19 protein-coding genes and 2 pseudogenes are annotated in these 25,343 nt (G+C 61.2%); 10 read left to right on the top strand and 11 right to left on the bottom strand.

Annotation, left to right across the window (positions count from 1 at the left end):
• Positions 1-18: 18 nt before the first annotated feature.
• Positions 19-240, bottom strand: coding sequence for a hypothetical protein (locus NKI54_RS27865; RefSeq protein WP_352692803.1), 222 nt, complete (start codon positions 238-240; stop codon positions 19-21).
• Between the two features lie 67 nt (positions 241-307).
• On the opposite strand from NKI54_RS27865, the gene tssH reads away from it, so the two are divergent.
• Together tssH and NKI54_RS27855 are read left to right on the top strand one after the other, a co-directional pair.
• Positions 308-3,058, top strand: coding sequence for a type VI secretion system ATPase TssH (tssH, locus tag NKI54_RS27860; RefSeq protein ID WP_352692801.1), 2,751 nt, complete (start codon positions 308-310; stop codon positions 3,056-3,058).
• Positions 3,059-3,719: 661 nt separating this feature from the next.
• Positions 3,720-3,902: pseudogene (locus NKI54_RS27855) on the top strand (DUF736 domain-containing protein); the annotation flags it as partial.
• Positions 3,903-3,993: 91 nt separating this feature from the next.
• Here the strand turns inward: NKI54_RS27855 and NKI54_RS27850 are convergent.
• The 3 genes from NKI54_RS27850 to NKI54_RS27840 all read right to left on the bottom strand — a co-directional run bounded on the left by NKI54_RS27850 (position 3,994) and on the right by NKI54_RS27840 (position 7,734).
• Positions 3,994-4,518: a Ros/MucR family transcriptional regulator gene (locus NKI54_RS27850; protein WP_352692799.1), complete on the bottom strand. Its 525-nt coding sequence runs from the start codon at positions 4,516-4,518 to the stop codon at positions 3,994-3,996.
• Positions 4,519-4,645: 127 nt separating this feature from the next.
• Positions 4,646-5,002: an ABC transporter permease family protein gene (locus tag NKI54_RS27845; RefSeq protein ID WP_352692797.1), complete on the bottom strand. Its 357-nt coding sequence runs from the start codon at positions 5,000-5,002 to the stop codon at positions 4,646-4,648.
• 1,673 nt (positions 5,003-6,675) lie between these two features.
• On the bottom strand, positions 6,676-7,734 hold the full coding sequence (locus NKI54_RS27840; RefSeq protein ID WP_352692795.1) for a LacI family DNA-binding transcriptional regulator: 1,059 nt from the start codon (positions 7,732-7,734) through the stop codon (positions 6,676-6,678).
• 161 nt (positions 7,735-7,895) lie between these two features.
• Here NKI54_RS27840 and NKI54_RS27835 point away from each other — a divergent pair, with 161 nt between their 5' ends.
• From NKI54_RS27835 to NKI54_RS27805, 7 genes are all read left to right on the top strand, one after another.
• Positions 7,896-8,885, top strand: coding sequence for an autoinducer 2 ABC transporter substrate-binding protein (locus tag NKI54_RS27835; protein ID WP_352692793.1), 990 nt, complete (start codon positions 7,896-7,898; stop codon positions 8,883-8,885).
• A gap of 86 nt (positions 8,886-8,971) precedes the next feature.
• Positions 8,972-10,486 carry a sugar ABC transporter ATP-binding protein gene (locus tag NKI54_RS27830; protein WP_352692791.1) on the top strand — a complete coding sequence of 505 codons (1,515 nt, stop codon included), beginning with the start codon at positions 8,972-8,974 and terminating at the stop codon, positions 10,484-10,486.
• Positions 10,479-11,480, top strand: a complete 1,002-nt coding sequence (locus tag NKI54_RS27825) for an ABC transporter permease (RefSeq protein ID WP_352692789.1) — start codon at positions 10,479-10,481, stop codon at positions 11,478-11,480. The genes NKI54_RS27830 and NKI54_RS27825 overlap by 8 nt, the downstream gene beginning before the upstream one ends.
• Positions 11,477-12,472 (top strand): ABC transporter permease, encoded by a 996-nt coding sequence (locus NKI54_RS27820; protein ID WP_352692787.1) that lies wholly within the window; start codon positions 11,477-11,479, stop codon positions 12,470-12,472. The genes NKI54_RS27825 and NKI54_RS27820 overlap by 4 nt, the downstream gene beginning before the upstream one ends.
• Before the next feature lie 5 nt (positions 12,473-12,477).
• Positions 12,478-13,326 (top strand): sugar phosphate isomerase/epimerase family protein, encoded by an 849-nt coding sequence (locus NKI54_RS27815; RefSeq protein ID WP_352692785.1) that lies wholly within the window; start codon positions 12,478-12,480, stop codon positions 13,324-13,326.
• A gap of 75 nt (positions 13,327-13,401) precedes the next feature.
• Positions 13,402-13,986: a class I SAM-dependent methyltransferase gene (locus NKI54_RS27810; RefSeq protein ID WP_352692783.1), complete on the top strand. Its 585-nt coding sequence runs from the start codon at positions 13,402-13,404 to the stop codon at positions 13,984-13,986.
• 139 nt (positions 13,987-14,125) lie between these two features.
• Positions 14,126-14,800, top strand: coding sequence for a protein-L-isoaspartate(D-aspartate) O-methyltransferase (locus tag NKI54_RS27805; RefSeq protein ID WP_352453098.1), 675 nt, complete (start codon positions 14,126-14,128; stop codon positions 14,798-14,800).
• Positions 14,801-14,865: 65 nt separating this feature from the next.
• Here the strand turns inward: NKI54_RS27805 and NKI54_RS27800 are convergent, their stop codons facing one another.
• From NKI54_RS27800 to NKI54_RS27790, 3 genes and pseudogenes are all read right to left on the bottom strand, one after another.
• Complete coding sequence (locus NKI54_RS27800; protein WP_352692856.1) at positions 14,866-15,300, bottom strand: ParB/RepB/Spo0J family partition protein; 435 nt, start codon at positions 15,298-15,300, stop codon at positions 14,866-14,868.
• 146 nt (positions 15,301-15,446) lie between these two features.
• Positions 15,447-15,608 (bottom strand): annotated as a pseudogene (locus NKI54_RS27795) (hypothetical protein); the annotation flags it as partial.
• Between the two features lie 727 nt (positions 15,609-16,335).
• On the bottom strand, positions 16,336-18,081 hold the full coding sequence (locus NKI54_RS27790; protein WP_352692781.1) for an adenylate/guanylate cyclase domain-containing protein: 1,746 nt from the start codon (positions 18,079-18,081) through the stop codon (positions 16,336-16,338).
• A gap of 1,931 nt (positions 18,082-20,012) precedes the next feature.
• On the opposite strand from NKI54_RS27790, the gene NKI54_RS27775 reads away from it, so the two are divergent.
• Positions 20,013-20,129 carry an SH3 domain-containing protein gene (locus NKI54_RS27775; protein ID WP_352692850.1) on the top strand — a complete coding sequence of 39 codons (117 nt, stop codon included), beginning with the start codon at positions 20,013-20,015 and terminating at the stop codon, positions 20,127-20,129.
• Between the two features lie 131 nt (positions 20,130-20,260).
• On the opposite strand, the gene NKI54_RS27770 is transcribed toward NKI54_RS27775, so the two are convergent.
• From NKI54_RS27770 to NKI54_RS27755, 4 genes are all read right to left on the bottom strand, one after another.
• Entirely contained in the window at positions 20,261-20,920 is a 660-nt protein-coding gene (locus tag NKI54_RS27770) for a cysteine hydrolase family protein (protein WP_352692779.1), read from the bottom strand.
• A 657-nt stretch (positions 20,921-21,577) separates the two neighbouring features.
• Entirely contained in the window at positions 21,578-23,854 is a 2,277-nt protein-coding gene (locus NKI54_RS27765; RefSeq protein WP_352692777.1) for a hybrid sensor histidine kinase/response regulator, read from the bottom strand.
• 837 nt (positions 23,855-24,691) lie between these two features.
• Entirely contained in the window at positions 24,692-24,901 is a 210-nt protein-coding gene (locus NKI54_RS27760) for a hypothetical protein (RefSeq protein WP_352692776.1), read from the bottom strand.
• 25 nt (positions 24,902-24,926) lie between these two features.
• Complete coding sequence (locus NKI54_RS27755) at positions 24,927-25,199, bottom strand: hypothetical protein (protein WP_352692775.1); 273 nt, start codon at positions 25,197-25,199, stop codon at positions 24,927-24,929.
• Positions 25,200-25,343 lie beyond the last annotated feature (144 nt).

Genomic DNA, 25,343 nt, shown 5'->3' with positions numbered 1-25,343 from the left:
CGACCTGCCCCTACGTTATCACACGGTTGCGCTTTTCCACAATTCAGCGAGTGCGGAAAAATTAACAAAAGCTAATGCAGCCTTGTCTTGATTGTGGAATCCGAAAGGCGTGATTGCCGAGCCCTGGACCGGAAATGTCGTGCCTGGGATCTCAGGCTCGTGGTTGTTTGCAGCCGGCGATGCAGGATCTTCCACCAATGATGGGAGCCCGCATAATCGGGGATCGAAACCTTTGTTCATCCCGCACTTTGTCAAGCGGCTGCTTATGTGGCAGGTTATCCACTTGCAGAGTGCAGGAGCACGTTCGATGGAACAGCGCCGGTCATCGCAGAGTTTCAAGCGCAAGGAACTGGTCGGCAAGCTCAATCCTCTAGGGTTGCGCGCCTTCAAGGCAGCGGCCGACAGCGCCAAGCTGCGCGGCAATCCTTACGTCGAACTCGTCCACTTAATTGAGCAGCTCGTGCTCTCCGACCGCTCGGATGTGCAAATGATGATCGCCGATGCGGGACTGGATGCGAGCCGACTTACGGCCGATATGACGCGCGCGGTGGACAAACTGCCTTATGGCGCAACCTCGATCGAAGAGTTTTCGGACCATATCTTCCACGCCATCCAGGAGGCATGGAATCTGGCAACACTGGAATTCGGCGTGGAGGAGGTTCGCAGCGCACATGTTCTGCTTGCTTGCCTGAAGACACCGGTACTGGAAGGCCTGCTGTCGAAGATCAGCGGCGAGTTCGACAAAATTGACGCCGACGCCGTAGTGGCGCGCTTCGCCGATATCACGGAGGGCTCACTCGAAGCCGGCGCTTCGCCTACGGTCGCCGCGGCAGAGGCGCCGCGGCGGGTTCCGGGCGGGGATTCGGCACTGGCCAAATATGCCACCGACCTGACTCAGCGCGCCCGCGACGGAAAGATTGATCCGGTCGTCGGCCGCGATCCGGAGATCAGGCAGATTGTCGACATACTGATGCGGCGCCGCCAGAACAACCCGATCCTGACCGGGGAGGCGGGTGTCGGCAAGACCGCAGTCGTGGAGGGTTTTGCTCTGCGCATCGCCAAAGGCGATGTGCCGCCCCCACTGCAGGGAGTGAGCGTGCGCATGCTCGACGTTGGATTGATGCAGGCAGGCGCTAGCGTAAAGGGTGAATTCGAAAAGCGGCTGAAGGCCGTAATCGACGAAGTTCAATCCTCTGAAGCGCCGGTCATCCTCTTCATCGACGAAGCTCATACCCTGATCGGTGCCGGTGGTGCTGCCGGAACCGGCGACGCTGCCAATCTGCTCAAGCCGGCGCTGGCGCGCGGCGAACTTCGCACGATAGCGGCAACGACCTGGTCGGAATACAAGCAGCACATCGAGAAAGACCCGGCACTGACCCGCCGCTTCCAGGTGATAAAGATCGACGAGCCTTCGGAATCGGTTGCCATCCTCATGTTGCGCGGCGTAGCCGGCGTTCTCGAACAGCACCACGAAGTGCAGATATTGGACGAGGCGATCGACGCGGCGGTCGCCCTGTCGCATCGCTACATCCCGGCGCGGCAGTTGCCGGACAAGGCGGTCAGCCTTCTCGACACCGCCTGCGCGCGTGTCGCCGTATCGCAGCACGCCACGCCGGCCGAGGTCGAGGACATCATGCGCCGTCGTCAGGCGCTGGAGGTCGAGCGCGGCATTATCGGCCGCGAGGCTGCAATCGGCATCGAAGTGGCTGAGCGGCAGGCACGGGTCGAGGCTGGGCTTGCTGAGACCGAACGCACGCTAGCAGCCGCGCAACAGCGCTGGGAGCGCGAAAAGGCGCTGGTGGCCGAGATACTCGAACTGCGCGCCAGGCTACGCGGTGACGGCGTGCCTCTCGATGCCGTGGAAGGGCAGGAGGCCGCCACTGAGACAGAGAGCGTGGACCTGCCGGAGACCGAACGGTCCAACGCCGGGACGAAGGTTGCGGCGGGAGGCGGTACTTCTCCTCCCGATCCGGCTGCCGATCTCGCCCGGCTGCGCGAACTGATGAGCGAACTGGCCGAGGCGCAAGGCGAAACACCGCTGATCCTGCCATCGGTCGACCGCAACGCCGTGGCGGCCGTGGTCCAGGACTGGACGGGCATCCCGACGGGGCGGATGCTGTCGAGTCAGACCGAGAAGGCGCTGCGGCTCGCGGCCACTCTGTCCGAGCGCGTTGTCGGACAGGATCACGCCATGGAGATGATCGCCAAGCGCGTGCAGACCAGCCGCGCCGGTCTCGGCGCTCCGGAAAAGCCGGTGGGTGTATTCCTGCTTTGCGGCCCCTCGGGCGTCGGCAAGACCGAAACCGCCTTGGCACTGGCCGAAACGCTATACGGCGGAGAGCAGAACCTGATCTCGATCAACATGTCTGAATTCCAGGAGGCGCATACGGTCTCTACCTTGAAGGGCGCGCCGCCCGGCTATGTCGGCTACGGCAAGGGAGGAATTCTCACCGAGGCGGTGCGACGCAAACCCTATTCGGTGATCCTGCTCGACGAGGTCGAGAAGGCGCATCCAGACGTGCACGAAATCTTCTTCCAGGTCTTTGACAAAGGGATGATGGACGACAGTGAAGGTAGACGCATCGATTTCAAGAACACGCTGATCCTTCTTACGTCGAATGTCGGCTCCGAAGTGATTATGGACCGGACAAGGAATGGCACGGTCCGGGCAGGGCTCGACGAACTGGACACCGCATTACGCAGCCCATTGCTGAAAGTCTTCCCTGCGGCCTTTCTCGGCCGGGTGGTGACCATCCCCTACTTTCCGCTTTCGGATTCGATGATCGAAGCGATCACCCGTCATCAGTTCGCCAAGATTGCTCGCCGGCTGCGCGCGACCAACGATGCGGAATTGGTGATCGGCGACGGTGTAATGGATCTGGTCAAGACCCGCTGCACGGAGATCGAATCCGGCGGCAGAATGATTGACGCCATCCTAACCAACACGCTTCTTCCGGAACTGAGCCGCGGCGTGCTGAACCGGTCGCTCACGGGCGAAAAGATGACGAAGGTCACGGTTGGCGCCTCAGGCCAAGGGTTTACCTATTCCTTCGAATAGGCCAGGCGAATTATGGCGGGCCCCTTTCGGCCGATTACTGCATTGAGCTGATGTCCGCTAATTGATACCTGCGGCTTGCACGCGCTCAGCTCGCTATCCGAGGACAATCATCGCCGCCATCGCCCGCAGTTCTGCCTGCTGGAAAAGCGCGCAGCCGACCGGCGAGCGAGATGCGGTGCATAGCAGAGGGCACATGATGACTTTAGCAATCTCGCCCTCGGAAGCTGAATTTTCGTATGATGACTTCGATTTTATCTTGCGCCGGGAGTATGCGACGTCATGGCCCGCAAAAGTTGGAGGACCCATGCAGCAGGTCGAACATCGAACGTCCCGCAGGTCGTTCGTTTCGGAGGTCGCAGATGCGCCGCGTGACCAGATCGAAGCAGGCTTCTACGCGCCTACTGACAAATTGCCGACAGAACCCCGCGCTTAGCTAGCACGCGTTCACATCCTCGGCGGACAGGTTGGGAGCCTCAAGGCGCTCGGGCCTTGTCTTGACCGCTTGGTACCGATCACCAACGGCACGGAGCGATGAGCGTCAGCCGGCGCTCCAAAGCCGCCACCAACAACTGGCGCGAGGCGCCAGCGTCACTTCGGATCGCCGCCACCTCGGCGTGAAGGACGGTGAGGTTCACCCCGGTCGAAGTCGAATGAGAAATGCTTCCGCATCTTCGCCGGCGCTACCGAGTTCGGCGCCGCATGGAAGAAGACCTCGCGCGCGGGCCGCGACTATCACTCGGTCAAGCTCGATGATCCGAGCTTCCCCGCTCCGATCTATGCGAGCCTGGTCGAAACCGGGACCGAGGGCGAGTTCTCCCTCATCTGGTCCCGCCCCACCGCAGAGTCATCCGCCCAAACGGAGCACCGCCGCAAAAGGCGGGGCTTCGCCATGTTCAGGTCCGCTGCTGACTAGCACATACGTCGGGTGCAGCACTCTAAGCTTTAACGGGTGCCTTGCGCGCCTTCCTCACCGGCGACTTGATTGCGGTTGTCGCTGCCGCGGTGCGAACAGCTCGTTTTGGTTTTTCTGCCGCAGCTATTGCTGGCACTGCTGCCTTGCGCCCCAGGCCTATCGATTTCGCCAGGGCCGAGCGGGTAGCCGCGTAGTTCGGCGCCACCATCGGATAATCCGAGGGCAGGTTCCATTTCTGACGGTATTGGTCAGGGCTCAGATTGTAATGCGTTCTGATATGCCGCTTCAAAGATTTGAACTTTTTCCCGTCTTCCAGGCAGATGATGAAATCAGGTGTCACCGATATCTTAATCGACACCGCGGGCTCCAGTTTGACTGCGGCCGGAGCCACGGGCTTGCCGACCCCTTGCAAAGCGGCATGGGTGTCCCCGATCAGCTTCGACAACTCGCCGACCGGCAGAGGATTGTTCGAAACATAGGCGGAAACGATGTCGGCGGTAATTCGTACGAGATCAGCCTGGTCGTTTTGGTCTGGAGAAACGGTCATCGAGTTTTCCTCTTGTCTAATGGCGCACGTTGAAATGGATGAACTGTTTATTGCCAAGCAGGCAAATAATTCATTATTCCGCAACAAACCCTATTCCCCGCAAATATCAAGCCGGCAAGCTTCGCTTTCATCGCCTCCAGACAAGCTTGGACGCGCTCGATGTCGGCAGCCGTGCTGGTCGGGAATACTGAAAGCGAGCAGCGACTTCGGACAGCGCTGCCCTATTCCCGTGCGTACGGCACGCGAGCATGGCCGGGGCGCTGGCCCGCGAGCGACGGATCATCAGCGCGATGATCGCCGCAACATAGGGCATCATCAACATAGATTGGTAGGGAATGGCTATGCCGATGCCTTGGATTTGCAATTGCAGCGCATCGAGGAAGGAAAACACTAGTGCCGCTACCAAAATCGGGTAGGGCCGCCACAGGCCGGCGATGACGATGATGATCGCCAGCCAGCCGCGTCGGTTGGTCATGTCCGGCACGAAACGCGCCGCTTGGCCGACAGAAAGAAACGCGCTGCCAGCCCCGCCATCAGGCCGCCGAAGACCACGGCAGCATACTGGACCGGTGCAGAGGCATCTCCATGGGATATTTTCGCGCACCTACGCTCACATATGCCGGATAGTATAGCGAACTCGTGCACGGTGCCTGCCGCCATCTTCATACCTGATGGCGCCGTTCGCGTCCGTCTCGACCAGGCCAATAGCGACGTCAAAGTCATAGTCCCCATATAGCGAGACATTGTTGTTCACGACGCTGAGCTGGACGGACGTGGCATCTGGCTTCGCTATGAGGCTCTGACGCTCTACTCGCAAATGTTGGACTCGAGGACGTGGCGCCGCCTCGGAAGAGGTAGGCCCGCTACCGACGATGATCTGCCGAGGTTCGTCGAACGAGCGCTTAGAACAGGACCACCCTTGCCGTAGGTGTGGGAGGTTGAAGGCCTGCAAGGTCCTGGGTGGCTTCTCGACCAATGTGGGCATTTGGAATTCGATAAAGGACAGCCGGCCAAGGCCAGAGCTCCGTAGCATGCACCCGCACTCCAAATACAGCCATCGCATTAAGACGCAGGCCGAATAAATTTTCGCCAATATTCCGGACTGAGCGGCTAAGCAACGGTGGAGCAACCGTACGTTTGTTACATCCAATTGAAGCCAATCGGGAATAGTCCCAACGGGGCGTGTCTTTGGGGATGGATTGGATGAGCAATGCGCAAAGGGTAACTCCAGTTCTAGGAGCATCGCTGCATTTCTAAATAGGGCCGAGTATGGCGACACAGTTTCGATGAAAACGGCACTGAAGCAAATTAGGCAGGCTGCGCCTTGTTTGGTCGCATCCGACGAAGAGCAACCGAGGCGATCGTCGAAGCAGCTGCCATGGGCCTGTCTCAATGAGTGGCATATTATCCTGGCGATTTGGCCTTGTTGAAACAGTGGTCTTTCATCGTGTCTGCGCCGAGGCCGGTATCTCGGTTAGTAGCCAGCAAGCGGAGCGCCTGAGCATGACCGCAATGGCACTCTTCTCGGACGGCGAGTTCGACGAGGCTGTTCTTTATGAACGCCTTCGGCTTGTGGCCGGCTCTCTGCCGAGAAAGGACCAAGCATGACTCCCATCATCGGGAAGCCCTAGCGAGCGTTGTCGGTCGATATGACCTTGTCGATGGACACGTGGGCGACAGGACAAGCGATCCCGCAGCAATACTGTGAGGCGAAGGGTTTGCTGCCTTTGCCGAACTTCCCTGCGCGCCGGTGTTCCACCGCGGAAAAAAGCCCGCCGCACGGTTGGGTGCGGCGGGGCCGGACGGGCGCTGTTGCACCAAGCGGGGACTTGGGTGGGCGGGCTTGCCAGGTGCGCGCGAGCCGTAGACAAACTTAGGCGCATGAGTTGGCCATACGTCTAGTAACCGCCAGTTGGACTGGCCCGAAATCAGGTTTCCACTGTCAAGGGACAGGACAGTTCCCGGAGCCCTGCCCGACGGGATCGACGCCGGCTGCATCCGACCGGTTCAGATCAGAGCCGTGCACACGTCATGAACAGGCAAAGCCGCGCACCCCTGTGAGGTACGAACCGCCGCTGGTTTCCATAACGACGCTACACGTCTCGGGTCTTGATACCTGCGTGCGGGGAGCTGTGCAAAGACCCGTTCTCGGGGCGCTCACGCTATATCCTTCAGCGTGTCGAGCGGCCCTTTCAAAGCGGACCTCGGTTGGATCAACTCCGGCGCAATCAGGAAAATCTGCGGGGCCGTCGGCGGTTCATTGATCAGTTCGAACGCTTTCGCAATCATCGCCTCAAAATTCTGCCGCACCATGATTACGGGGAAGGGCAGGAAAGAGGCGAATGGGTCATAGTCGTAGCAACCGACGACAAGCTCGCTAAACATCTCCGCCGGCCGGCCCGCCATGAAACGCAGCAGACCCTCCATATTGATCGACGAATTGATGAACAATGCGCGCGGCAGCTTGCCACGGCGTTGGCAAAATGCCTCGAAGGCACGCAACGTTATGTCGGGCGAATAGCCGGAGGACTGTACTCCGTCATCAGGGTCGGCGCCCAACAGTGCCTTTTTGGTCGCATGGAAAGCGGCGATGCGTTCGCGGCTTGCGTGGTCGTTGCGGCCGCCAAACAGAAACAGCTCGTCCGGCCGCAGGGGGTCATCATTGCCGAATTGGCGGATGATTGCCTCCGTCAGCATCCGCGCGCCCTCATAGTTGTCGCTGATCACCGAATGCGCCTTTGCTCCCGGTAGGTCGATGTTGACATGCCTCAGTCCCGCCGCCTCGCAGACCTCGTGCACGCCGTCCGGATCGGTGGCGCCGACGATGAAGAGCTGGTCGATTGAGTAGGAAATCAGCGTCTCCGCGGTCCGCCGTTCCTCTTCCGGGTCGCGGCTGGCACTGACCACGACCGGGCATTGACCGCGGCTGCGCACATGTCCCTCAAATGTCTGCGCCATGGAGGAGAAGTAGCGATTGTCGTGGATGGGCAGCATCAGGCCGACCAGGCCCGATCGCGACCGTCGCAAGCCTCGCGCCTGCAGATTGGTGGTGTACTGGTGGCGTTCGGCGAGGCTGAGAATTGTTTCCGCCGTGCTTTCTTTGATGCGGCGCTTGCGCCAAGTGCCATTCAGCACCGCGCTCACGGTCGACGGCGAACTGCCCGATAGCACGGACAGATCATAGATCGTCGCCTTCTTCTTGACCTGCTGATCCATGTGGCCCTCCGGAGGGTCTCTTTAGAGCAATATCCCGCTGGAGCAATATCTCCCTTGACGAGCGCATCTTGATGCAAGATAGTTTTTGCACCATCGATTGTGCAAGCACAAATCGGTGGCGGACGTATGTTCCCTTTGGGAACGCTATGGGAGGAGTACAGATGAAAAAAATCATGATCGCGGCGCTCGCCGCGACCCTTATGGTTGGCGGATCAATCGCTGCCATGGCTCAGCAGGCCGGCAAAGTCGGCGTCGTCGTCAAGATCGGCGGCATTCCCTGGTTCAACGCAATGGAGGCGGGGATCAAGGAGCGCGGCCAGAAGCTCGGCGTCGACGCATTCATGGTTGGCCCGACTAGTGCCGATCCGGCACTGCAAGTTCGCGCCATTGAGGATCTGATCGCACAGGGCGTCAAGGTCATAGGTGTCGTGCCGAATGACGCGAAGGTGCTTGAACCTGTCCTGCAGAAGGCGAAGGACGCCGGCATCATCGTCATCACGCATGAATCGCCCGGCCAGAAGGGCGCCGACTGGGATTTCGAACTCGCGTCCGCGACCGGCTTCGGCGAGGCTCATGCCAAGCTCTTGGCGGACAAGATGGGCGGCAAAGGTGAATATGCAGTCTTCGTTGGTTCGCTGACGGTGCCGCTGCACAATGCCTGGGCCGATGCGGCAATCGCGTATCTGAAGAAGAACCATCCGGACATGAAGCTTGTCGGCGATCGTTATGGCGTCGCCGAGGATGTGGACAAGAGCCGCAGCACTGCACTTGACCTGATTTCCGCCAATCCCGGCTTGAAAGGCTTCCTTGCCTTCGGCAGCCAAGGCCCGATCGGCGCTGGCCGCGCAATCGAAGAGCGCCGGAAGGTGGGCCAGATATTCGTGCTCGGCCCATTCTCGCCGGGGCAGGGACAGAAGCTCATCAAGAGCGACGCGATCTCCGGCGGCTTCATGTGGAATCCGAAGCAGGCGGGTGAGGTTTTCGTCACGCTGGCCGACCAGCTCATGAAGGGCAAAGAAGTCAAGGATGGCGATACGATCGAAGGGCTAGGGACAGTCAAGCCCGACTTCGAAAACCATAACATCATCGTCGATCAGCTGGTCCCGATCAACAAGGACACTGTCGACGGCCTTGCGGCGATGGGCCTGTAAAGCCTCGCAAGGCTGTGGCAGCCGGGCTGGCCTCGAGCCGGCCCGGCTGAGGATGTGTCAACGCGATTAGATCCAGGTTCAACTCGATGGCTGATCAGGCACCCGATGGCTCCGCGTCACGGCCGCTGCTATCGCTCCGAAATGTCAACATGACGTTTGGCGGCGTCAAGGCGCTGAAGAATGTCAGCTTCGAGGTTCTGCCGGGCGAGGTGCATTGCCTCGCCGGCGAGAACGGTTCAGGCAAGAGCACGCTGATCAAGGTCATCACTGGCGTGTACAGGCCCGAGGCCGGCGCCGAGATCGACTATGACGGCCAGAGCTACGCCCATATGTCACCGGTGACGGCGCAGGCCGGCGGAATTCAGGTCATCTGGCAGGACCTCGCCCTGTTCCCCGAGATGACCGTCGCCGAGAACATCGCGTTCCAGACTGTCATCGGCCGCTGGCCGCGACTGGTGAACTATGCCGAAATGCGGCGTGTCGCGACCAACGCCTTGCAACGTCTTGGTGTTACCCTCGATGTCGATCTCGCACTCCACAATTTTCCAATCGCACAGCGGCAGATCGTAGCTATAGCGCGCGCGCTCGTCGGCGAAGCGAAGCTTGTCTTCATGGACGAGCCGACGGCCTCGCTCACCCAATCTGAAACCGACTATCTGCTGGACATTGTGCGCAATCTGTCGGCGTCGGGCGTTGCCGTTGTGTTCGTCAGTCATCGCCTGGCGGAGGTTCTCGAAATCTCCAGCCGTGTGACGGTGCTGCGCGACGGCGCCTTGGTTGGCGTGTATCCGACCAAAGGTCTGACCCAATCGCGCATCACCGAGCTGATGACCGGTAAGACCTTCGACTATTCCGTCCTGCATCGCGATTTGAGCACGAGCCCGGTCATGCTTGAGGTTAAAGGGCTGTCGCGGCCCGGTGAATTCGAGGATGTGTCATTGACGGTCCGGCGCGGCGAGACGCTCGGCGTCACCGGCCTGCTTGGGGCAGGGCGCACCGAGCTGGCGTTGACCTTGTTCGGCATGCGCAAGCCGAGGTCCGGCTCTGTTGTGCTGGATGGCAGGCCCGTTCGCTTCGGTTCCAACCGTGACGCGATCGCCGCCGGCGTCGCCTATCTTTCGGAAGACCGGCTGTCGCTCGGCCTCATTCAGCCCCAATCAATTGCCGACAACATTGTCATTGCCTCGCTGGACAAGGTTCTTTCGGGCGGTTTCATTTCGAGCGATCGCAAAAGGTCCCTGGTCAGTAGCTGGATAAGGGATCTCGGCGTTAGGATCGGAATGCAGGAAGACGCGGTTTCGACCCTGTCGGGGGGAAATCAGCAACGTGTCGCCATTGCAAAATGGCTGGCCACTCAACCGAAACTGCTGATCCTCGACGGACCGACGGTCGGTGTTGATGTTGGCGCGCGTGCCGGCATATTCAATATCGTTTCCAAGCTGGCCGACAGCGGCCTGTCGATTATCCTGATCTCGGACGAGGTACCGGAAGTCTATTTCAACGCGGACCGTGTGCTGCACATGGCTCAGGGGCGCGTTGTCAGCGAATATATTCCCGGCGCCACGTCCCTCCAGGCGATCGAAGAGGCGGTCTATGCGTAGGTTTGTCCGCTCTCATGCAACAGAGCTGGCTTTGCTCGCCGTGATCGCGGTCATCTGCGCCTTTCTGTCGTTTGCGACAGACCGGTTCTTCACCCTCGGCAATGCGTTTGACCTCCTGAACACAAGTTCGGTCAACATCATCTTCGCCGTCGGTCTGCTCGTCGTGCTGATTGCCGGCGGCATTGACATCTCCTTCGCGGTTGCCGCCTCCGTGGTGCAATATCTGACGGCAATAGTCCTTGGCTGGATCGGCGGCGGGAATTGGATTGTCGGCCTCACCATCGCTGGCGCATTGGGCGTCACGTTGGGCTGCATCAATGCTTTCCTGATCCACAGGTTCAGGATCATCTCGATCGTCGCCACGATTTCGACCTTCAACATTTTTTTCGGCTTGCTGATGTTCTTCACAGGCGGCGTTTCGATCTACAATCTGCCGGACTGGCTCACCACCCGCGTGGTGCTGTTCGAGCGCGAGATGGCTGACGGCACCTGGGCGGAGATCACCCTACCCGTGCTCATTATGGCCATGTGCGTATTCGCTACCTGGGGGCTGATCACGCGCACGACCACTGGTCGCCAACTCTACGCTTTTGGCGACAATCCGGAAGGCGCGCGCCGCTTCGGCATCAATGTTGGGGCCATGCAATTTATCGCCTTCGGCTGGCTTGGCCTGATGGCAGGCATCGCCGGTCTCGTCCAAGCGCATTACGCGCAGGAAGTCGTGCCTAACGCCCTATATGGGCGCGAACTCGACGTCCTGGCAGCCGTGGTCCTTGGCGGTGCACGGCTTGGCGGCGGCAAAGGCAGCGTGCTCGGCTGCATTCTTGGCGTTCTGTTGGTCTCGATCACCCAGAACGGACTTAATTTGATGGGCGTGTCGCCTTTCGCGTTCAAGATGATCGTCGGCACCATCATCCTAGCCGCCATTACCCTGTCGAACACCAGCATCGAACGCCTGCTGCCGTTCCTGAAAAGCCGGCGGGTGCCTTCATGACGGCTGTGATTGAACGCGTCCGCAACTTGCTTGGCCCCGAACTGGCAGGTCCGCTTGCTGCGTTCGTGGTAGTCATGATCGTGTTCGGCATTGCCGCACCGAACTTCCTTTCCCGGGCCACTTTTGGCTCCGTCGCCTACCAGCTGCCGGAGCTCGGCCTGCTCACACTCGCCATGCTGCTCCCGATCCTGACCGGCGGCCTGAACCTGGCCATCACCTTCACCGCCAACATCGCCGGGCTGACGCTCGCTTGGATCCTTCAAAGCCAGGGCGGCGTCGACGCGGGCATCGGTGCCTTTGTCCTTGGCGCGATCCTTGCCCTTGCGGTCGGAGCACTTAGTGGACTGATCATGGGGCTCGTCATCGCCAACACCAAGGCTCACCCGATCCTGGTCTCGCTGTCGATGATGATTTTCCTGCGCGGTCTCGGTGAGTTCCTGACGCATGGCGGCGACGTGTCCGGCTTTCCCAGCTTCCTGGCGCCGATCGGCTACGGTTCGACTCTTGGTATCCCGGTTCCGTTGCTCATTTTCATCACCTGTGTGCTGATCTGGCAGCTCCTGCTGACACGCATGAAGCTAGGCTTCAACACCTATATGATCGGCTCCAACATCGAGGCCACGCGCTACTCCGGCATTAATACACGCAAGGTGCAGGTTCTGGTCTACACACTGTCCGGTGCGATGTGCGCGGTCGCCGGTATCATCATGCTGGCGCGCTTCAATTCGGTGCGTGTCGGCCACGGCGAGTCCTACCTGCTGATCACTGTGCTTGCCTGCTTTCTTGGCGGGGTCAATCCGTTCGGCGGCTTCGGTCGCGTGATCCCTGTCTTCGTCGCGCTCGTGGTGCTCCAGCTTCTGTCCTCGGGACTCAATCTGATGGGCGCCAACCAGCATCTGGCGACGGCGGTCTGGGGCATTTTGATGATCACCGTGATGATCCTGCGCTGGCTTGCTGGGCGCCTAAAGTTCCTAAACACAAACAAAGGGTGAGTTAGATGCATGGTTTTGGGGTCCACACCTCGATGTGGACGATGAACTGGGACCGGGCGGGCGCAGAGAAGGCGATCGCCGCTTCCGTCAAATACGGCATGGACTTTATCGAGATCGCGCTTCTGAACGCGCCGGCGGTCGATGCCGCGCATACGCGCGCCTTGCTCGAAAAGCACAATCTTCCAGCTGTTTGCTCGCTTGGCTTGCCGGAGCGGGCCTGGGCCTCGGTGCGGCCGGATGCCGCCATCGAACATCTCAAAGTGGCCATCAACAAGACTGCAGAGATGGGCGCTCTGGCGCTTTCCGGTGTGATTTTCGGTGGTATCGGTGAACGCACCGGCGTGCCACCCACCGACAAGGAATACGACAACATCGCGCATGTGCTGACCGTCGCCGCCAAGCACGCCAAGACGCGCGGCATAGAGCTCGGAATCGAGGCGGTGAACCGCTACGAGAACCACCTGATAAATACCGGGGCGCAGGCCGTCTGGATGCTCGAGAAAGTCGGCGCCGACAACATCTTTGTCCATCTCGACACCTATCACATGAACATCGAGGAGAAGGGGGCCGCCAATGGTATTCTGGCCGCTCGTGAGCACCTGAAATACATTCACTTGTCAGAGAGCGATCGCGGCACCCCGGGCACCGGCAACTGCCCCTGGGACGAGATCTACGCAACGCTCGCGGCGATCGGCTTCAAGGGCGGACTTGCCATGGAAAGCTTCATCAACATGCCGCCGGAAGTCTCCTATGGCCTCTCCGTCTGGCGGCCGGTCGCGAAGGACGAGGCCGAAGTGATGGGCAATGGCTTGCCTTTCCTGCGCAACAAGGCTCGCCAATACGGTCTGATCTGACCCAATGCATGACGGGCAGGAGGCGGACGGCGCGAATATCGCCGTCTTCGACGTTGGCAAAACCAGCTCTCGGCGATGACGTTCGACGGCGTGCTCGCCGAGAGTCTTTCTGTCCGCAACGAGGTTCGGCCCGGTCCAACCTTGGCGGGAACCACGACCTCAAGGGCATTAGCGACTGGCTGTTCGGCTCGCTTGCCACTTTGTGCCGACAAGGAAATTCTCGATATTGGCTGCAACATGGGTGTCGTCGCCTATGAGATATCCAAGCTAAGACCCAGTTCGATCCATGGGATCGACATTGCCAAACCTCATATCGAAACGGCAAAAATGTTATTGAGGGGCTCCCCGGTACATGCCCGGTTCGATCGCCTAAATCTTGGCAGCCGGCGCCTCGGCAATATCCTTCTGCCGAAATACGATATCGTCCTGCTGCTGGCCGTCTATCAGCACATGCAGCGCAACATCGGCCCAGGCAAGGCGCGAAGGGTGCTTTCCAATATTGTGAGGCGCACCTCAAACGTCGTTGCCCGCGTTCCGCCTGGAACGGATGGCGAATTCATCGAAACGCTTGCCGATGAGGGCTGCACTCGGCATCTTCCCTCACCTCAACAGTCGTGCGTTCGTCTGAGTTCGTTTCTGCGAACGCGCCGTGGTCGATAACGACCAAAACGCAACGCCCAAATCACCTCCACTTGCCGTTGGGCACCCGCAACTGGAAACGATGGCGGGCGTTTCTGTGACTGAACGGGATATAAGACTACTGTGGCATCAAGCCTGGTTGAGGAAAAGCCCGACTGTCATGAAGCCAATGAACGAAGAGCATCTGGCGATCCTACGCAGGCACATGGTCGAGATGATTGCAATCCATACCGACCTTGCAAGCGAAGAACTCGGCAAGGCGGCGCTCGATGAGCGGGTGATGGCAGCGATGCGGCGAGTGCCGCGGCATCTCTTCGTTCCAGCCTCGGTTGCAGCTTATGCCTACCAGGACATGCCCCTGCCGATCGGCTTCGATAAAACCGTCTCGCAGCCGTTCATCGTCGCTCTCATGACCGATCTCCTTGCGCCGCAACCGCACGAGGCGGTGCTCGAGATCGGCACCGGCCTGGGCTATCAAACCGCAATTCTTGCGGAGCTCGCCGGGCAAGTTTGGAGCGTCGAAATCATCGAGGAATTCGCAATCCATGCGAAGGCTCTCCTGCAGGGCCTCGGCTTAGCCAATGTCGGCATTCGTGTCGGAGACGGGTCTCGTGGCTGGCCCGAGCACGCCCCATTCGACAAGATCCTGGTCACGGCGGCGGCTGAGCAGACCCCCCCGGCTTTACTGAAGCAACTCAAGCCGGGGGGACGCCTGGTTCTGCCTTTGGGATCTGAAGAAGCACAGTTTCTGACTGTCATCGACAAGGATGCGGCAGGGCAGCTCGGGACCCGGAAACTCATCCCGGTTCGGTTCAGCCGGCTCGAAACGGCCTAATGGAAGGTGCAGACAGCCGCGACGGGCAGCGCTTTCAAGCTTGGCTGCGACAAGGGCGTCCAGCTTCACGACATCGACGGCGAAACCGCCTCGCCTTCCTTGTCATCGAACAGATCGCGCCTGACGCTCCCGCCTGCCGCCTCGTAGGCGTCCAGCCCACCCAGGAAATTTGACCCTCTTGTCGCTTGCCCGAACGCCCCGCCAGCAAGCGCGGAACGAATGTTTTGCGCGTAACGGTTCCACGCCGGCAGTTCATTCCACACCCGTTCCTGCGCCTCGTGATCGTCGCTGATCGTGAAGGCCGAAAGCTGCTCAAAGGTCATGTCCTCGTTGCGGTAGGCTTCCAAGAGGCGCGGCGACACGCGACCAAGGGCAAGGCAGCGGCGCACAATCGTTTCGGCCGCGCCGAACCGTGCGGCAATGTCGGGGACCGACTTGCCTTCGTCCGCCAGATCGCGGAACGCCTCGTACTGGTCGACCGAGTGCATGTCCTCGCGCAAGACGTTTTCGGCAAGACTGGTCGCCTTCGCGTCCCCTCCCGCTCGCTCCTTGCATTCAACGGGGAATCCTTCGCGATCTCTCCCTTCTCGGCCAGCAGATTGAGTGCTGCGCGGCGTCGCCCGCCAGCGCTCACGAAATAGCGGCCCTTCTTGTCGCCCTTCCTGACGACAAGGTTTTGCAGCAGCCTGTAGCCATCGGCCCTGTTGCTCGCTGCCAGCGCCGCGATACCCTCGGCGCTATAGGTTTTGCGGACGTTCTTCGGGTCTACGTCCAGCTTGTTCAATGAAATGGTTATGGTCTCGGTCATGATGCTTTCTCCTGATTTCCCTTTTTCCCGCGAAGCGAAATCCTGCCCGAAGGGGCAGGAGCCCCGCTCCTGCTCCCGAGCTCGTGCGGAACAGCGGCGGAGAGGGGGCAAGACGACAAATCGGACGGGGATCACCCGCCCGAAGGCGAAGCCGGGGGTCGGCGCCGATCCGCGTATGTGGATCCGCGTCGATCCTGCACAGAGCGCGGCCCTGGCCGCGCGGAGGAAGGACGGGGAGACCGATTTTCCCCTTGCAGGGGAGAGGGGGCAGAGCCGCCCTTTCCCCCCTCTTTTCACTACTAACCCTGACCCGGCTGGGCTGGCGGCCGCCGCCCTGTGGAAGCAGGCGCGGCGCCGTCGGTCACGACGGCTGGTTGTCGTTGCCGGATTTGCCCTTGAACTCAACCGCACCCGACCAGGCTGCGCAACCCCGACCAGCTGCGCCTGGCCAGTGCTCTACCTCAGCCAAGTCGTGAGGGACCACGGCAGCAGCTAGCGCCGGTGGCGGGAAAAGTCATGCTCTCCTAAAGGGAGAGACGAGCGCCTTTGTCGGAATGTCGCAGTGGGCTGGAAACCGGAAGTTCGACGCGAACCCAACGGAGAGCTTGCCGGCTGTTCACGGCTGCTCTACGCGCTCAGTCCTCAGACAAGCCGGCCAGAGAACTGTCCTTCCAGAAGCGAAGGGGTCAAGGGAACGTCGCCTCGCCGGGCATTGCAACCGCGACGATCACTCCGGCACGCCGGAGATGCCCAGCGCCTCGACGTAACGCTCGGCGAACACCTCGTCCAGCCACGGGTTGATCTGTCTCTGCAGGGTGAGCGTGTAGGTCGGGAACGCCTTCATAAGCCGCCGCGCCGCCGCCTGCGCTTCGTCCAGCCGGTTGAGTTTGATCAGCGCCATGATCACCACCCGGTGCGAGGAGCCGTAGTTAGGCATCTCGTGCAGCGCACGTTCTCCCCATGCCAGCGCTTCCTCGTAGCGCTCGAGCATCAGGTAGCTCATCCCGATGCCGGAGAGCGCGATGCCCTTTTCGGGGTCGACCGGGCTCAGCCGCATTGCCCTGTGAAAGTGCTCGATGGCGACGAGCGGGCGGCTGGAATGTGCGTTCACCCAGCCGCTGCCCGTATGGCCCTGCGCCGAATTGGGGTTGAGCATCAGGGATCGCTCGATCGCGCCCAGCGCCACCTCGTAGTCCTTCGCGCTGTAGGCGAGCACCTGCGCGGCGAAGCGTAGGCTCGTGGGGTCGTCGCGCGCTTCCGCCAGTACCTCGCGCGCCATGCGCGCGGCGACTCGGGTATCGTCCGGCTCGTGCCAGCACTGGCTCACGGATAGGCTGCGGATATAGGCGCCGAGTGCCTTCGCCAGGATGAAGCCAGGGTCGATGCTGAGCGCCTCGTTGGTGAGCCGGCGCACGTCGGCAAAGCCTTCGCGCGTCATGCTGTAGAAGCGCGGCAGCGCGCGAAGGTAGAGGTCGTAGGCGCTGATGTACTCGGTCGGCTTCATGCGCGCCTGTTTGATCTCTTGCAGCCGGATGCTCGGTTCGACTGCGCCGACGACGCTCTCGGTCACTTTGTCCTGCAGGTCGAAGATGTCGCTCACGTCGCCCTCGAAGCGGTTGGTCCAGACATGGTGCCCGCTGATCGCGTCCACCAACTGCCCACTGATGCGCACCCGCGATCCTGCTCTGCGGATGCTGCCTTCTAGCACGTAGCGGACGCCCAGCTCGCGCCCGACCTGGCGCAGGTCAACCGCCCGGCCCTTGTAGGTGAACGACGAGTTGCGGGCGATCACGAAGAAGGAGTTCACCCGGCTCAATCCCGTGATGATGTCCTCCACCAGCCCGTCGGCGAAGTATTCCTGGTCGGGATCGCCGCTCATGTTTGTGAAAGGCAGAACCGCGATCGAGGGTTTCTCGGGCAAGGGAGGCGGTGCAGCCACCGAGGCGCTGGCGTCGCTCTCGACGCGGTAGGCGCGCACAGGCCGCTCGATGTTCTTGAGGCGCAGGTTGCCGAGCGGCGTGAAGCCGCAGTCGAGCTTGCCCTGAAGGTGGTCGTACGCGGTGCCCGAGACGACCACGGTGCCGGGATCGGCGATGCTTTCGAGGCGGGCGGCGATGTTGACCCCGTCGCCGTAGAGGTCGCCGTCCTCCTCGCAGACCACGTCGCCGAGATTGACGCCGATGCGCAAGCGAATCCGCTCTTCCTCGGGCATCTCCGCCTCGTGTTCTGCCAGGGCCTGCTGGATCGCCATCGCCGAGGCCACCGCGTTGACGACGCTCGCGAACTCACACAACATGCCGTCGCCGGTGAGCTTGACGATCCGACCCCGGTGCTCAGAGACCAGCGGTTCGAGGAGGTCCTTGCGGTACGTCTTCAGCCGCTCGAGCGTGCCGCGCTCGTCCCGCTCCGTCAGGCGCGAATAGCCGACCACGTCGCAAGCCAGGATCGCTGCGAGGTGGCGCTGCGTGGCCATTGCACCACTCAGCCAAGCGCCTGCACGCGGGCCGCCCCGCGTCCATGTCCTGCCAACTTCCTGACTCCCCGTGTGCATGGTATCCATCTCTCCCAGTCGCCGCCCGTCGACGATTCAGAACGCAGAACGCAGCTCGACCTTGCCTTCACGAGATTTCGCTATCCCGCTTGCGAGGCGTGGAGCGTTCCAGTCGCCGCGCTAACAGCCAAGCGACGACACGCCCACGCAGCCTGTAGAGACGCTGACACGCCACTCCCAGAAGGCCGGAGATATTTCCTGCCCTGCGTAACCGATTGATGCCACCGTGGCGGTGCTTTTGTCACCGCGATGTAACAGCGAGATGCCCTACGAACTCGCGCATCGGGCATCACACCAGACGTTCGCGCTTAGAGGTGCTGAGGTTGGCAAGTGGCGCTATCGACTCCTTGCTGAAGGCGCCGCCCGAGTACCGAATCCTGCTGGAGGCGAAGGAATGACCCAAAGCGGACACCACTTTCGCGGCGCGCTTCAGACAGGTACAATATCGCATGCTCGACATCGAAGCGGAAGCAGCAGCATTGGCAGGACTTTTCGGCACGGGCCAATCGGCGCCCGTTGTTGACTGCTACTCATCCATCCCTCGACATGCCCACCGCATACCAGATTGACTGTTCAATCTCGCGATCGACAGCAAGTTGCGGGGTTGCGACCTGGTCACGATCACCGTCGGAGACGTTGGATTGGACCCTCGACCTCTACAAAAGCACACGGAGCTTCTGGTCGGACTACGACGGCATTCCGAAGCGATCGCTTCGGCGAGAAGTCGTCGTTCTCAATCGGGCGACGGGGGATACATCGGCGAAGACGGCATAAGGGAGGATGGGCCAGACCGAGCCGACGGACGTAGCCAAGGCCTTGGAGCGCATAGCGCCTGGCCGGGAGGCCGCCGCCAGCCAGATTTACGCGGCGCGTCGTTGAGCGAGGTGAAGACCCGAACGGGCTCGACGAGGGTCCACGGCGGTCACAATATTGTGGTGGTGATCGCAGTAGACGCGATCCGGCGAAGTTGGCCCAGCACAAAAACGATAACCGCCGGGTACTGACGGGTCTTCGCTCACCGGGAAGCGGCACTGATAGAGGCCTAGCTGAATGAGGGGGACATCTCTCGAAGTTAATCTGATATTTTCAGGCATGATGGTTTCCTAGTTCATGGCAATTGCCGGCTGACGGCCGCAGTGCGACCCGTCGGGGCGAGCTTGTCTCGTTTTGGAGGGCTATGGATCACCATATGGTGTTGGTAGCACCGTCAATGAAGCCCGACGTCCTGCTTCTGAAGCCAATAGTTTGCGACTTAAGGCCACACGCGCGAACGCATTGGCAATCTACCATCGTGTCCCCGAGGCACCCGCCCGCCGGGGTTTGTCGGCGGGGGGTGGCACTGGCTTGTGGGCCCCCTATGAGACGCGCTCTGCCGACACCCCTCGTTCACAGTCCGGACCACCTCATGCCGGGCCGCTCTAGCCGCCAAAACCCAATCACTCTGAACGACCGAGTTCGACCCTTTGCCGTCATCCAGTTGGGAACGTCGCATGACGCGATCTGACCCGTTGCTGTCATTGGCGTCCGGGATGATGAACGGCTCGATTGAGCGCTTTGCAGCCTTTGCTCCGCCTCAACTGTTTGGTAGCACTGCCCACACGGATATGGCCTTGATGAGAAGGGTTGAGCGCTCAGGCGATGCAATATGAGGTCACAGAAGACTGGACGGCGACGTATCATGCGCCGGTAGTTCTTAGTGCCGGTGAAACGATTGAACTGAGCGGTCGCCAGATATTTGGGATGGCCACACGTGGCTTTGGGCAAAAAGCCCGGCTGGCAAGGAAGGGTGGATACCGGACAGCCTGGTGAAAACGATCAACGGCAAGCACGTCGCAGGAGAAGACTACTCGGCCATGGAACTCACATGTAAGCGGGGACAGATCGTGACGGCGTCGAGGAGGGTTCTATGCCGCGCGGAAGGCCGGACCGGCTGGGTTCCGAAGAACCATCTTGCGGTCCGCACGGCATAGGTTCGGGATCGGCTGGCCGACGTCCGCTCTGTCCGCAATGCGGCTGTTCCCCGTGCCAGCCCTGGGCTTCCGTTCCCCACACGACCGAACCGCCCGAAGGATTCGGCTCTGCTGCACAGCCACGAAGCGTTCTACGTCGCGGTTGGGTGGGGAGCCGTCACTCGCTCCGAGACGGCCGATGAAGCCAGCTTGATCTTGTCGATCATCTGATCGACAGTGAGCACTTGGGCGAAGGCCAGGCCTAGTACTGCGCAGGTCGTCCGCACCAGAACGTCCCGGGGGACGCCATCGATACCGGCGGTGGAGGTACCGTCGCTAAGAAAGAAGACCCGGAAGTCGCGCACGGCGGCTTCGCGGGCGGTGGTTTCGGCGCAGACATTGGTGGCGATGCCGGTGATGATCACGCTGTCGATGCCCCGCGAGCGCAAGGTGACCTCAAGGTCGGTGCCGTGGAAGGCGCCGTAGCGAGGCTTCTTCAGCACGATGTCGCTCGGCTCGATCTTCAGGTCCTTGTGGAACGCGGCGGGGAACGAGCCTTCGGCGAGCATCCCCTCGTGGGTAGGCGGGATAAGTTCGCCCATCACTCCCGCGTTCGAACCGTCGGGCCGGATGACGTGGGCGGTGTGGATGACCAGCACGCCTGCCTGGCGACAGACGGCCGCGAGCTTGTTGACCCGGGCCACCACCTCCGGGCCATCGGGAGCCGCAGCCGGCGTCCCCTCGACGAACACGTTCTGCAAGTCAATGTTGACCAGCGCCAGCTTCAGCGGATTGACCGGAAAGTCCGCCATGATCACCCTCCTATGATGCGTTTGCTGTGTTGCCAGCAACTGGTTCGCTGCATCGCTGGAACGAACGTAGGGCTAGCTCGTCATCGTCTCACCCCCAGAAGGCCCCGACAAGCCTTATCGCACACTGCTCCTGACAGTACTTTGTTAGCAGCCAGGGCATTCCTGACATAGCCGTAGAATTCACCCTGCTCGCCGCACTATGTGACGACCGCTTTGGGGGTCGGATCACGACACTCGCAACGTTGACTGCCAAGGTCGGGAATTGGCGCCACTTGCTCGTTCCCATCGATGAGACGAATGGCAACGTTCCGACCCTTCTCTGCCCTTCGTTCGGAGAACTTCTAAGGCAAGCACTGACCCGAGTCGGCCCTTTGACGCTCACCTCGGCCTTCAGAGCAGCTGAATCGCCCGCCGCCCGGGTAGCGCCAGGAGCTGCCATTCCCGGCGCTTCTCCAAACCTGACCTTCGCGCTACGGCTTGAGTCGACCCGATTGAGACGGAGGACGCTCCATCGCGATATAATCCGAGCCCATGCGCCAACGCAGTGTCGAAGAAAAAGGTTTTATGCGGTATTGCGCGAGCAAGCTGGACTGCGATGCGTGTTCGCTGACGCTGCGGTGTTGTCCGAAGGCGCCAGCGCGCAAAGAGGGTCGTTGGCTAGCGCGGAACGTCTGCCAACGAGCTTAGTGCCCGGCGGATAGAATCGCGCGAAAACGGCTTCTCGACAACTGGTCGACCGGCCCGTTCAACGAAGCGCGCCGCAGCGCCGCCGAGCGTGTCGCCGGTAACGAAAACGAATCGCTCCGCTATGCCCGGGGTTGCCTGACAGGCCCAGTCGAACAAGGCGGGGCCGTCGATGTTCGGCATCCGCAGATCGCAAAAGATCACATCGAAAACAGCACTCATCAGCGCTGCCTTGGCGCCGGCGCCGTCCTCGACAATCCTGACGGCAAAACCTTCAGCCTCTAGTAGTTCTGCCATCGTTTCTCCAACCTCCCGCTCGTCATCGACCACAAGGGCGGTGCAACCGATGCCCGCGACCGAGTGCGCCGCAACACCTTCGACTGAATCTGACGAAGTGCAGGCCTCCACCGGCAACAGCAACCGGAGATGCGCGCCGTCCGCACGGTCAAGCAGGGCCAGCCGTCCATTGTGCGACTGCACCACGCTGAGCGAGAAAGCGAGCCCGATCCCGGTGCCGGCACCCTGAGCCTTGGTGGTAAAAAACGGATCGAAAATGCGATTCCGGATCTCGGCGGGCACACCGGGGCCATTGTCGGCGATCACGATCTGGAGGTCATTGCCTTCAAGCGACGTTTCGATCTCGATCCGCCGCGGTGCGGGTATCTCCTGCAGGGCGTGTTGCGCGTTGACAATCAGGTTGTAGAACACCTGATGCATCTGGTCAGGGTCGACTTCCAGAGGCGGCAGGCCCTCGGCGAGCCGGCATTGCACCTCGATGCCCGCCGTGCGCAAACCGTAGCCGGCGATATCGAGAACTGCGCGGATCAGATCGTTGATGTTGGTACTGCGGCGCTCCGGCTGGCGTTGTCGCGCCATTGCCAGGAAGGTCTTCACGATGCGTGCGCAGCGCTCGGCGGCGAGTCTGATCTTGCCGGCCCGCTGTGCGTGGGCGGTTCCGCCTAGAAATTCTTCCAGCAACTGGGCCTGCGCGACGACGACCGCCAAGGGGTTGTTGAGTTCGTGCGAAACGCCGGCAAGCAGCGAACCAAGTGCGTTGAGCCGCTCGCTCTGAGCCAATGCCTCACGCGACCGCGCCAGTTCGGCTTCAGCCGCCTTGGTTGCGGTGAGATCAAGAATGCTGCCGACGATCACCGGTCGCTCGTCCATCTCGATGTGGCGCCAACTCAGCGACACGGGAAACGCGGAGCCGTCCAGTCGCCGAAGTTGAGCCTCCACGCCGTCGGCGCGCGGCTGCTGACGTGACAGGGTTTTGAGGCGCCGATAGTCTTCCCGTGTGGCGAACCAGCGGTGCTGCCGGAAGCTGTCCTCGTCATCCGGGCCTATACCCATGATCTCGCGGAAGGCGGGATTGGCGTTAATCAGCTGCCTCGTTCGCGAGTCTATGAAAACGACCGGAACCGGATGATAGTGAGTGAGGTCTCGGAAGCGCCGCTCGCTTTGCTGCAGGCGCTCGGCTGCGCGCTTCTGCTCGGTTATGTCGATATCGAAGCCGCCGATGCGCGCCTGCTGCTGATCGGCTCCCAGAACGGGAAAGCGGACGACAAGGCTCCAGGCATAGTCGGCCGCGTTGCTTAGGAATTCCTCAATTGCAATCGCCTGTCCTGATTCCAGGACGCGGCGATCGTTTTCCGCGATCATCGCGGCTTCCTGGGGCCCGAAAATGTCGGCCGCGCTTAATCCGATTGCGCTCTCGGCCGGCCGGCCGAAGACCTTTCCCATTTCCGGATTGGCGACCAGATAGCGACCGTCGGTATCCTTCAGGTACATGCCTACGGGAGCATGCTTCATAAACGCCGCCAATCGGGCTTCGCTGGCACGCAGAGCGGCGTCGGCAGCCTGGCGCTGCGACAGGTCGCGCAAGCTCGCCGTGAAGAAGCGACGTTTGCCGCTCCGGGCTTCGGTGATCGTGAGTTCCACCGGAAACTCGGTGCCGTTCGCTCGCATGGCAGTCTGCTCTGTGCGACGCCCAAGCAACAGCGGGACGCCACCCGCAAGATAGGCCGCAAGCCCATCTGCGTGCGCCTTGCGCAGATGCGGCGGGACGATGAGCTCCGAGATCTGTCTGCCGACCGCTTCAGCGCGCGAATAGCCGAAGGTCTCCTCGGCCGCCGGGTTGAATTCCACAACCAATCCGGCTTCGTCCGTGACGATCACGCAGTCGAGCGATGAGCGAACCACCGAAGCGAGGATCGCCTCTTGGAATGCGTTTCCGGCGTCGTCTTCTTGCAAGGGCGGGCACTCCGTGACGACCGGTCGGAACGCTGGCCGTCGGGCTGGCAAGGATGACGATTATCGTGAGTTCCGGCAAGATGCCTGAATCCGACCGCAGTACGGTGCGGGGGTGGGGAAACGCTTGCACCAGCAGGACAAGGAGCGCCAGTTGCCGACGTTTGGTTACACGCCGGAATGCAGACCTTCGGGAACGACGATGTAAGCGCCAGGACTTCAGGAGCCTTCCGAAAGTTGATAGACTTGCGCAACGCGCCCGCCCGGATACGCCCACCGATCTCCTTGCGTGAAGGTGATCCTCACGTCAGGGTATCGGACGCCGCAGCCGATGCGGGAGGCTGGTGCGATGGAGGACCACTGCTGGCGAAACCTTACGATCACACGCTGCTTGTCAATTGATCAACCGCCTGCTCAGCACGCGGGAGCGTCTTCGAGATAGGGGAGCCGCTTGAGAGCAGTGACTAACGAGCCGGAGGAGTGTGCCCGGCACGAGTAGGGGGTCGGGCGGAGCATCGTGCCGGGCCTGAGCAATCCCCAGCAAGCGCCGGCTCCATGCGCCTATCTCAAAAGGTGACCGTCACAACGACAATATCCGTATAGGTGCCGGACGGCGGCGTCGACCGTCCGCACCGCTATTTGAGACTGTAGTGCACCCTGCCAGAGATATGCTCGACATCAAAAAGCCCGATGGCCAATGCGTTGCTTGCGAATGATCGCTGAATGCCAACCTGATTCTGTTTCATACCCGTCACCTCAACTGACAATAGTGCAGGCTAGATGGGGATACGGCGCGAAACAAGGGAGCGCCTCTTCTTTGGTTCGGCCGATCGCTTCTAGTCAGCAGCCGCGGGCCAGCCGCATCGCCTGCAAAGCCAAATCGTACGTGATAGGCTGATCGCGCAGCCATGGTCCGAACTCGCCATGAGGCACTGACGCCTTGACCGCGAGCATCCTCTTGCCGAATGCGATCAGTTCCTCGCGGCTGCGCTGGCGCTTGGTGAAGCCCTGCCGGCCCTTTTCAGCCTCGCTGGCGTCCGCCTTGGCCATCCGGGACCGAATAGTCTCCTTTGCGTTAGCGAGCTCTCCCGGAGGCGCCGGTAAGGATCCCAGCTAGCGCATGCCCCTGATGAACGCGGCCGCGCAGCTCATTGACGATCGCCATGTATGCGCCGAGCGGGATCGCGTCGAAAATCTCGAGCACGGCGGCCATGCCCTGCTCCACCAGGTCCGGACCGGCCAGCAGCAAGTCAGAGACGACCGTCAGGCTGCTTTCTTCGGTGAGCGCGTGGTTCGCCGCGGCCCTCAGCCAGAACACACAGGACCAACCGTGCATGCTCAGCGCCATGATTGTCGATCAGCCGGCGGATGGAGCCGACGGCGCGCGTCTGGCCTTCTTTCGGATAGCGGCCCTTGGGGACGATCTCTACGTGGAATTCGCCACAGAGCGCGTCAACTCGCGGGTCGACGTAGAGTGCAGCTCCGCGGCTCC

Source organism: Mesorhizobium sp. M0663 (assembly GCF_040320585.1).
GTDB lineage: Bacteria > Pseudomonadota > Alphaproteobacteria > Rhizobiales > Rhizobiaceae > Mesorhizobium.
The sequence above is the reverse complement of the archived record's forward strand: the minus strand, read 5'-3'. Positions and strand labels throughout refer to the sequence as shown.

What these genes read in the sequence shown, in the direction of transcription:
- NKI54_RS27825 (WP_352692789.1), top strand. Translation starts at nt 10,479, where the DNA reads ATGCGTAGGTTTGTCCGCTCTCATGCAACAGAGCTGGCTTTGCTCGCC.
- NKI54_RS27850 (WP_352692799.1), bottom strand. Translation starts at nt 4,518, where the DNA reads ATGACCGTTTCTCCAGACCAAAACGACCAGGCTGATCTCGTACGAATT.
- NKI54_RS27805 (WP_352453098.1), top strand. Translation starts at nt 14,126, where the DNA reads ATGAAGCCAATGAACGAAGAGCATCTGGCGATCCTACGCAGGCACATG.
- tssH (WP_352692801.1), top strand. Translation starts at nt 308, where the DNA reads ATGGAACAGCGCCGGTCATCGCAGAGTTTCAAGCGCAAGGAACTGGTC.
- NKI54_RS27830 (WP_352692791.1), top strand. Translation starts at nt 8,972, where the DNA reads ATGGCTGATCAGGCACCCGATGGCTCCGCGTCACGGCCGCTGCTATCG.
- NKI54_RS27775 (WP_352692850.1), top strand. Translation starts at nt 20,013, where the DNA reads ATGGAACTCACATGTAAGCGGGGACAGATCGTGACGGCGTCGAGGAGG.
- NKI54_RS27840 (WP_352692795.1), bottom strand. Translation starts at nt 7,734, where the DNA reads ATGGATCAGCAGGTCAAGAAGAAGGCGACGATCTATGATCTGTCCGTG.
- NKI54_RS27770 (WP_352692779.1), bottom strand. Translation starts at nt 20,920, where the DNA reads ATGGCGGACTTTCCGGTCAATCCGCTGAAGCTGGCGCTGGTCAACATT.
- NKI54_RS27835 (WP_352692793.1), top strand. Translation starts at nt 7,896, where the DNA reads ATGAAAAAAATCATGATCGCGGCGCTCGCCGCGACCCTTATGGTTGGC.
- NKI54_RS27755 (WP_352692775.1), bottom strand. Translation starts at nt 25,199, where the DNA reads ATGGCGCTGAGCATGCACGGTTGGTCCTGTGTGTTCTGGCTGAGGGCC.
- NKI54_RS27865 (WP_352692803.1), bottom strand. Translation starts at nt 240, where the DNA reads ATGAACAAAGGTTTCGATCCCCGATTATGCGGGCTCCCATCATTGGTG.
- NKI54_RS27790 (WP_352692781.1), bottom strand. Translation starts at nt 18,081, where the DNA reads ATGGCCACGCAGCGCCACCTCGCAGCGATCCTGGCTTGCGACGTGGTC.
- NKI54_RS27815 (WP_352692785.1), top strand. Translation starts at nt 12,478, where the DNA reads ATGCATGGTTTTGGGGTCCACACCTCGATGTGGACGATGAACTGGGAC.
- NKI54_RS27810 (WP_352692783.1), top strand. Translation starts at nt 13,402, where the DNA reads ATGACGTTCGACGGCGTGCTCGCCGAGAGTCTTTCTGTCCGCAACGAG.
- NKI54_RS27760 (WP_352692776.1), bottom strand. Translation starts at nt 24,901, where the DNA reads ATGGCCAAGGCGGACGCCAGCGAGGCTGAAAAGGGCCGGCAGGGCTTC.
- NKI54_RS27820 (WP_352692787.1), top strand. Translation starts at nt 11,477, where the DNA reads ATGACGGCTGTGATTGAACGCGTCCGCAACTTGCTTGGCCCCGAACTG.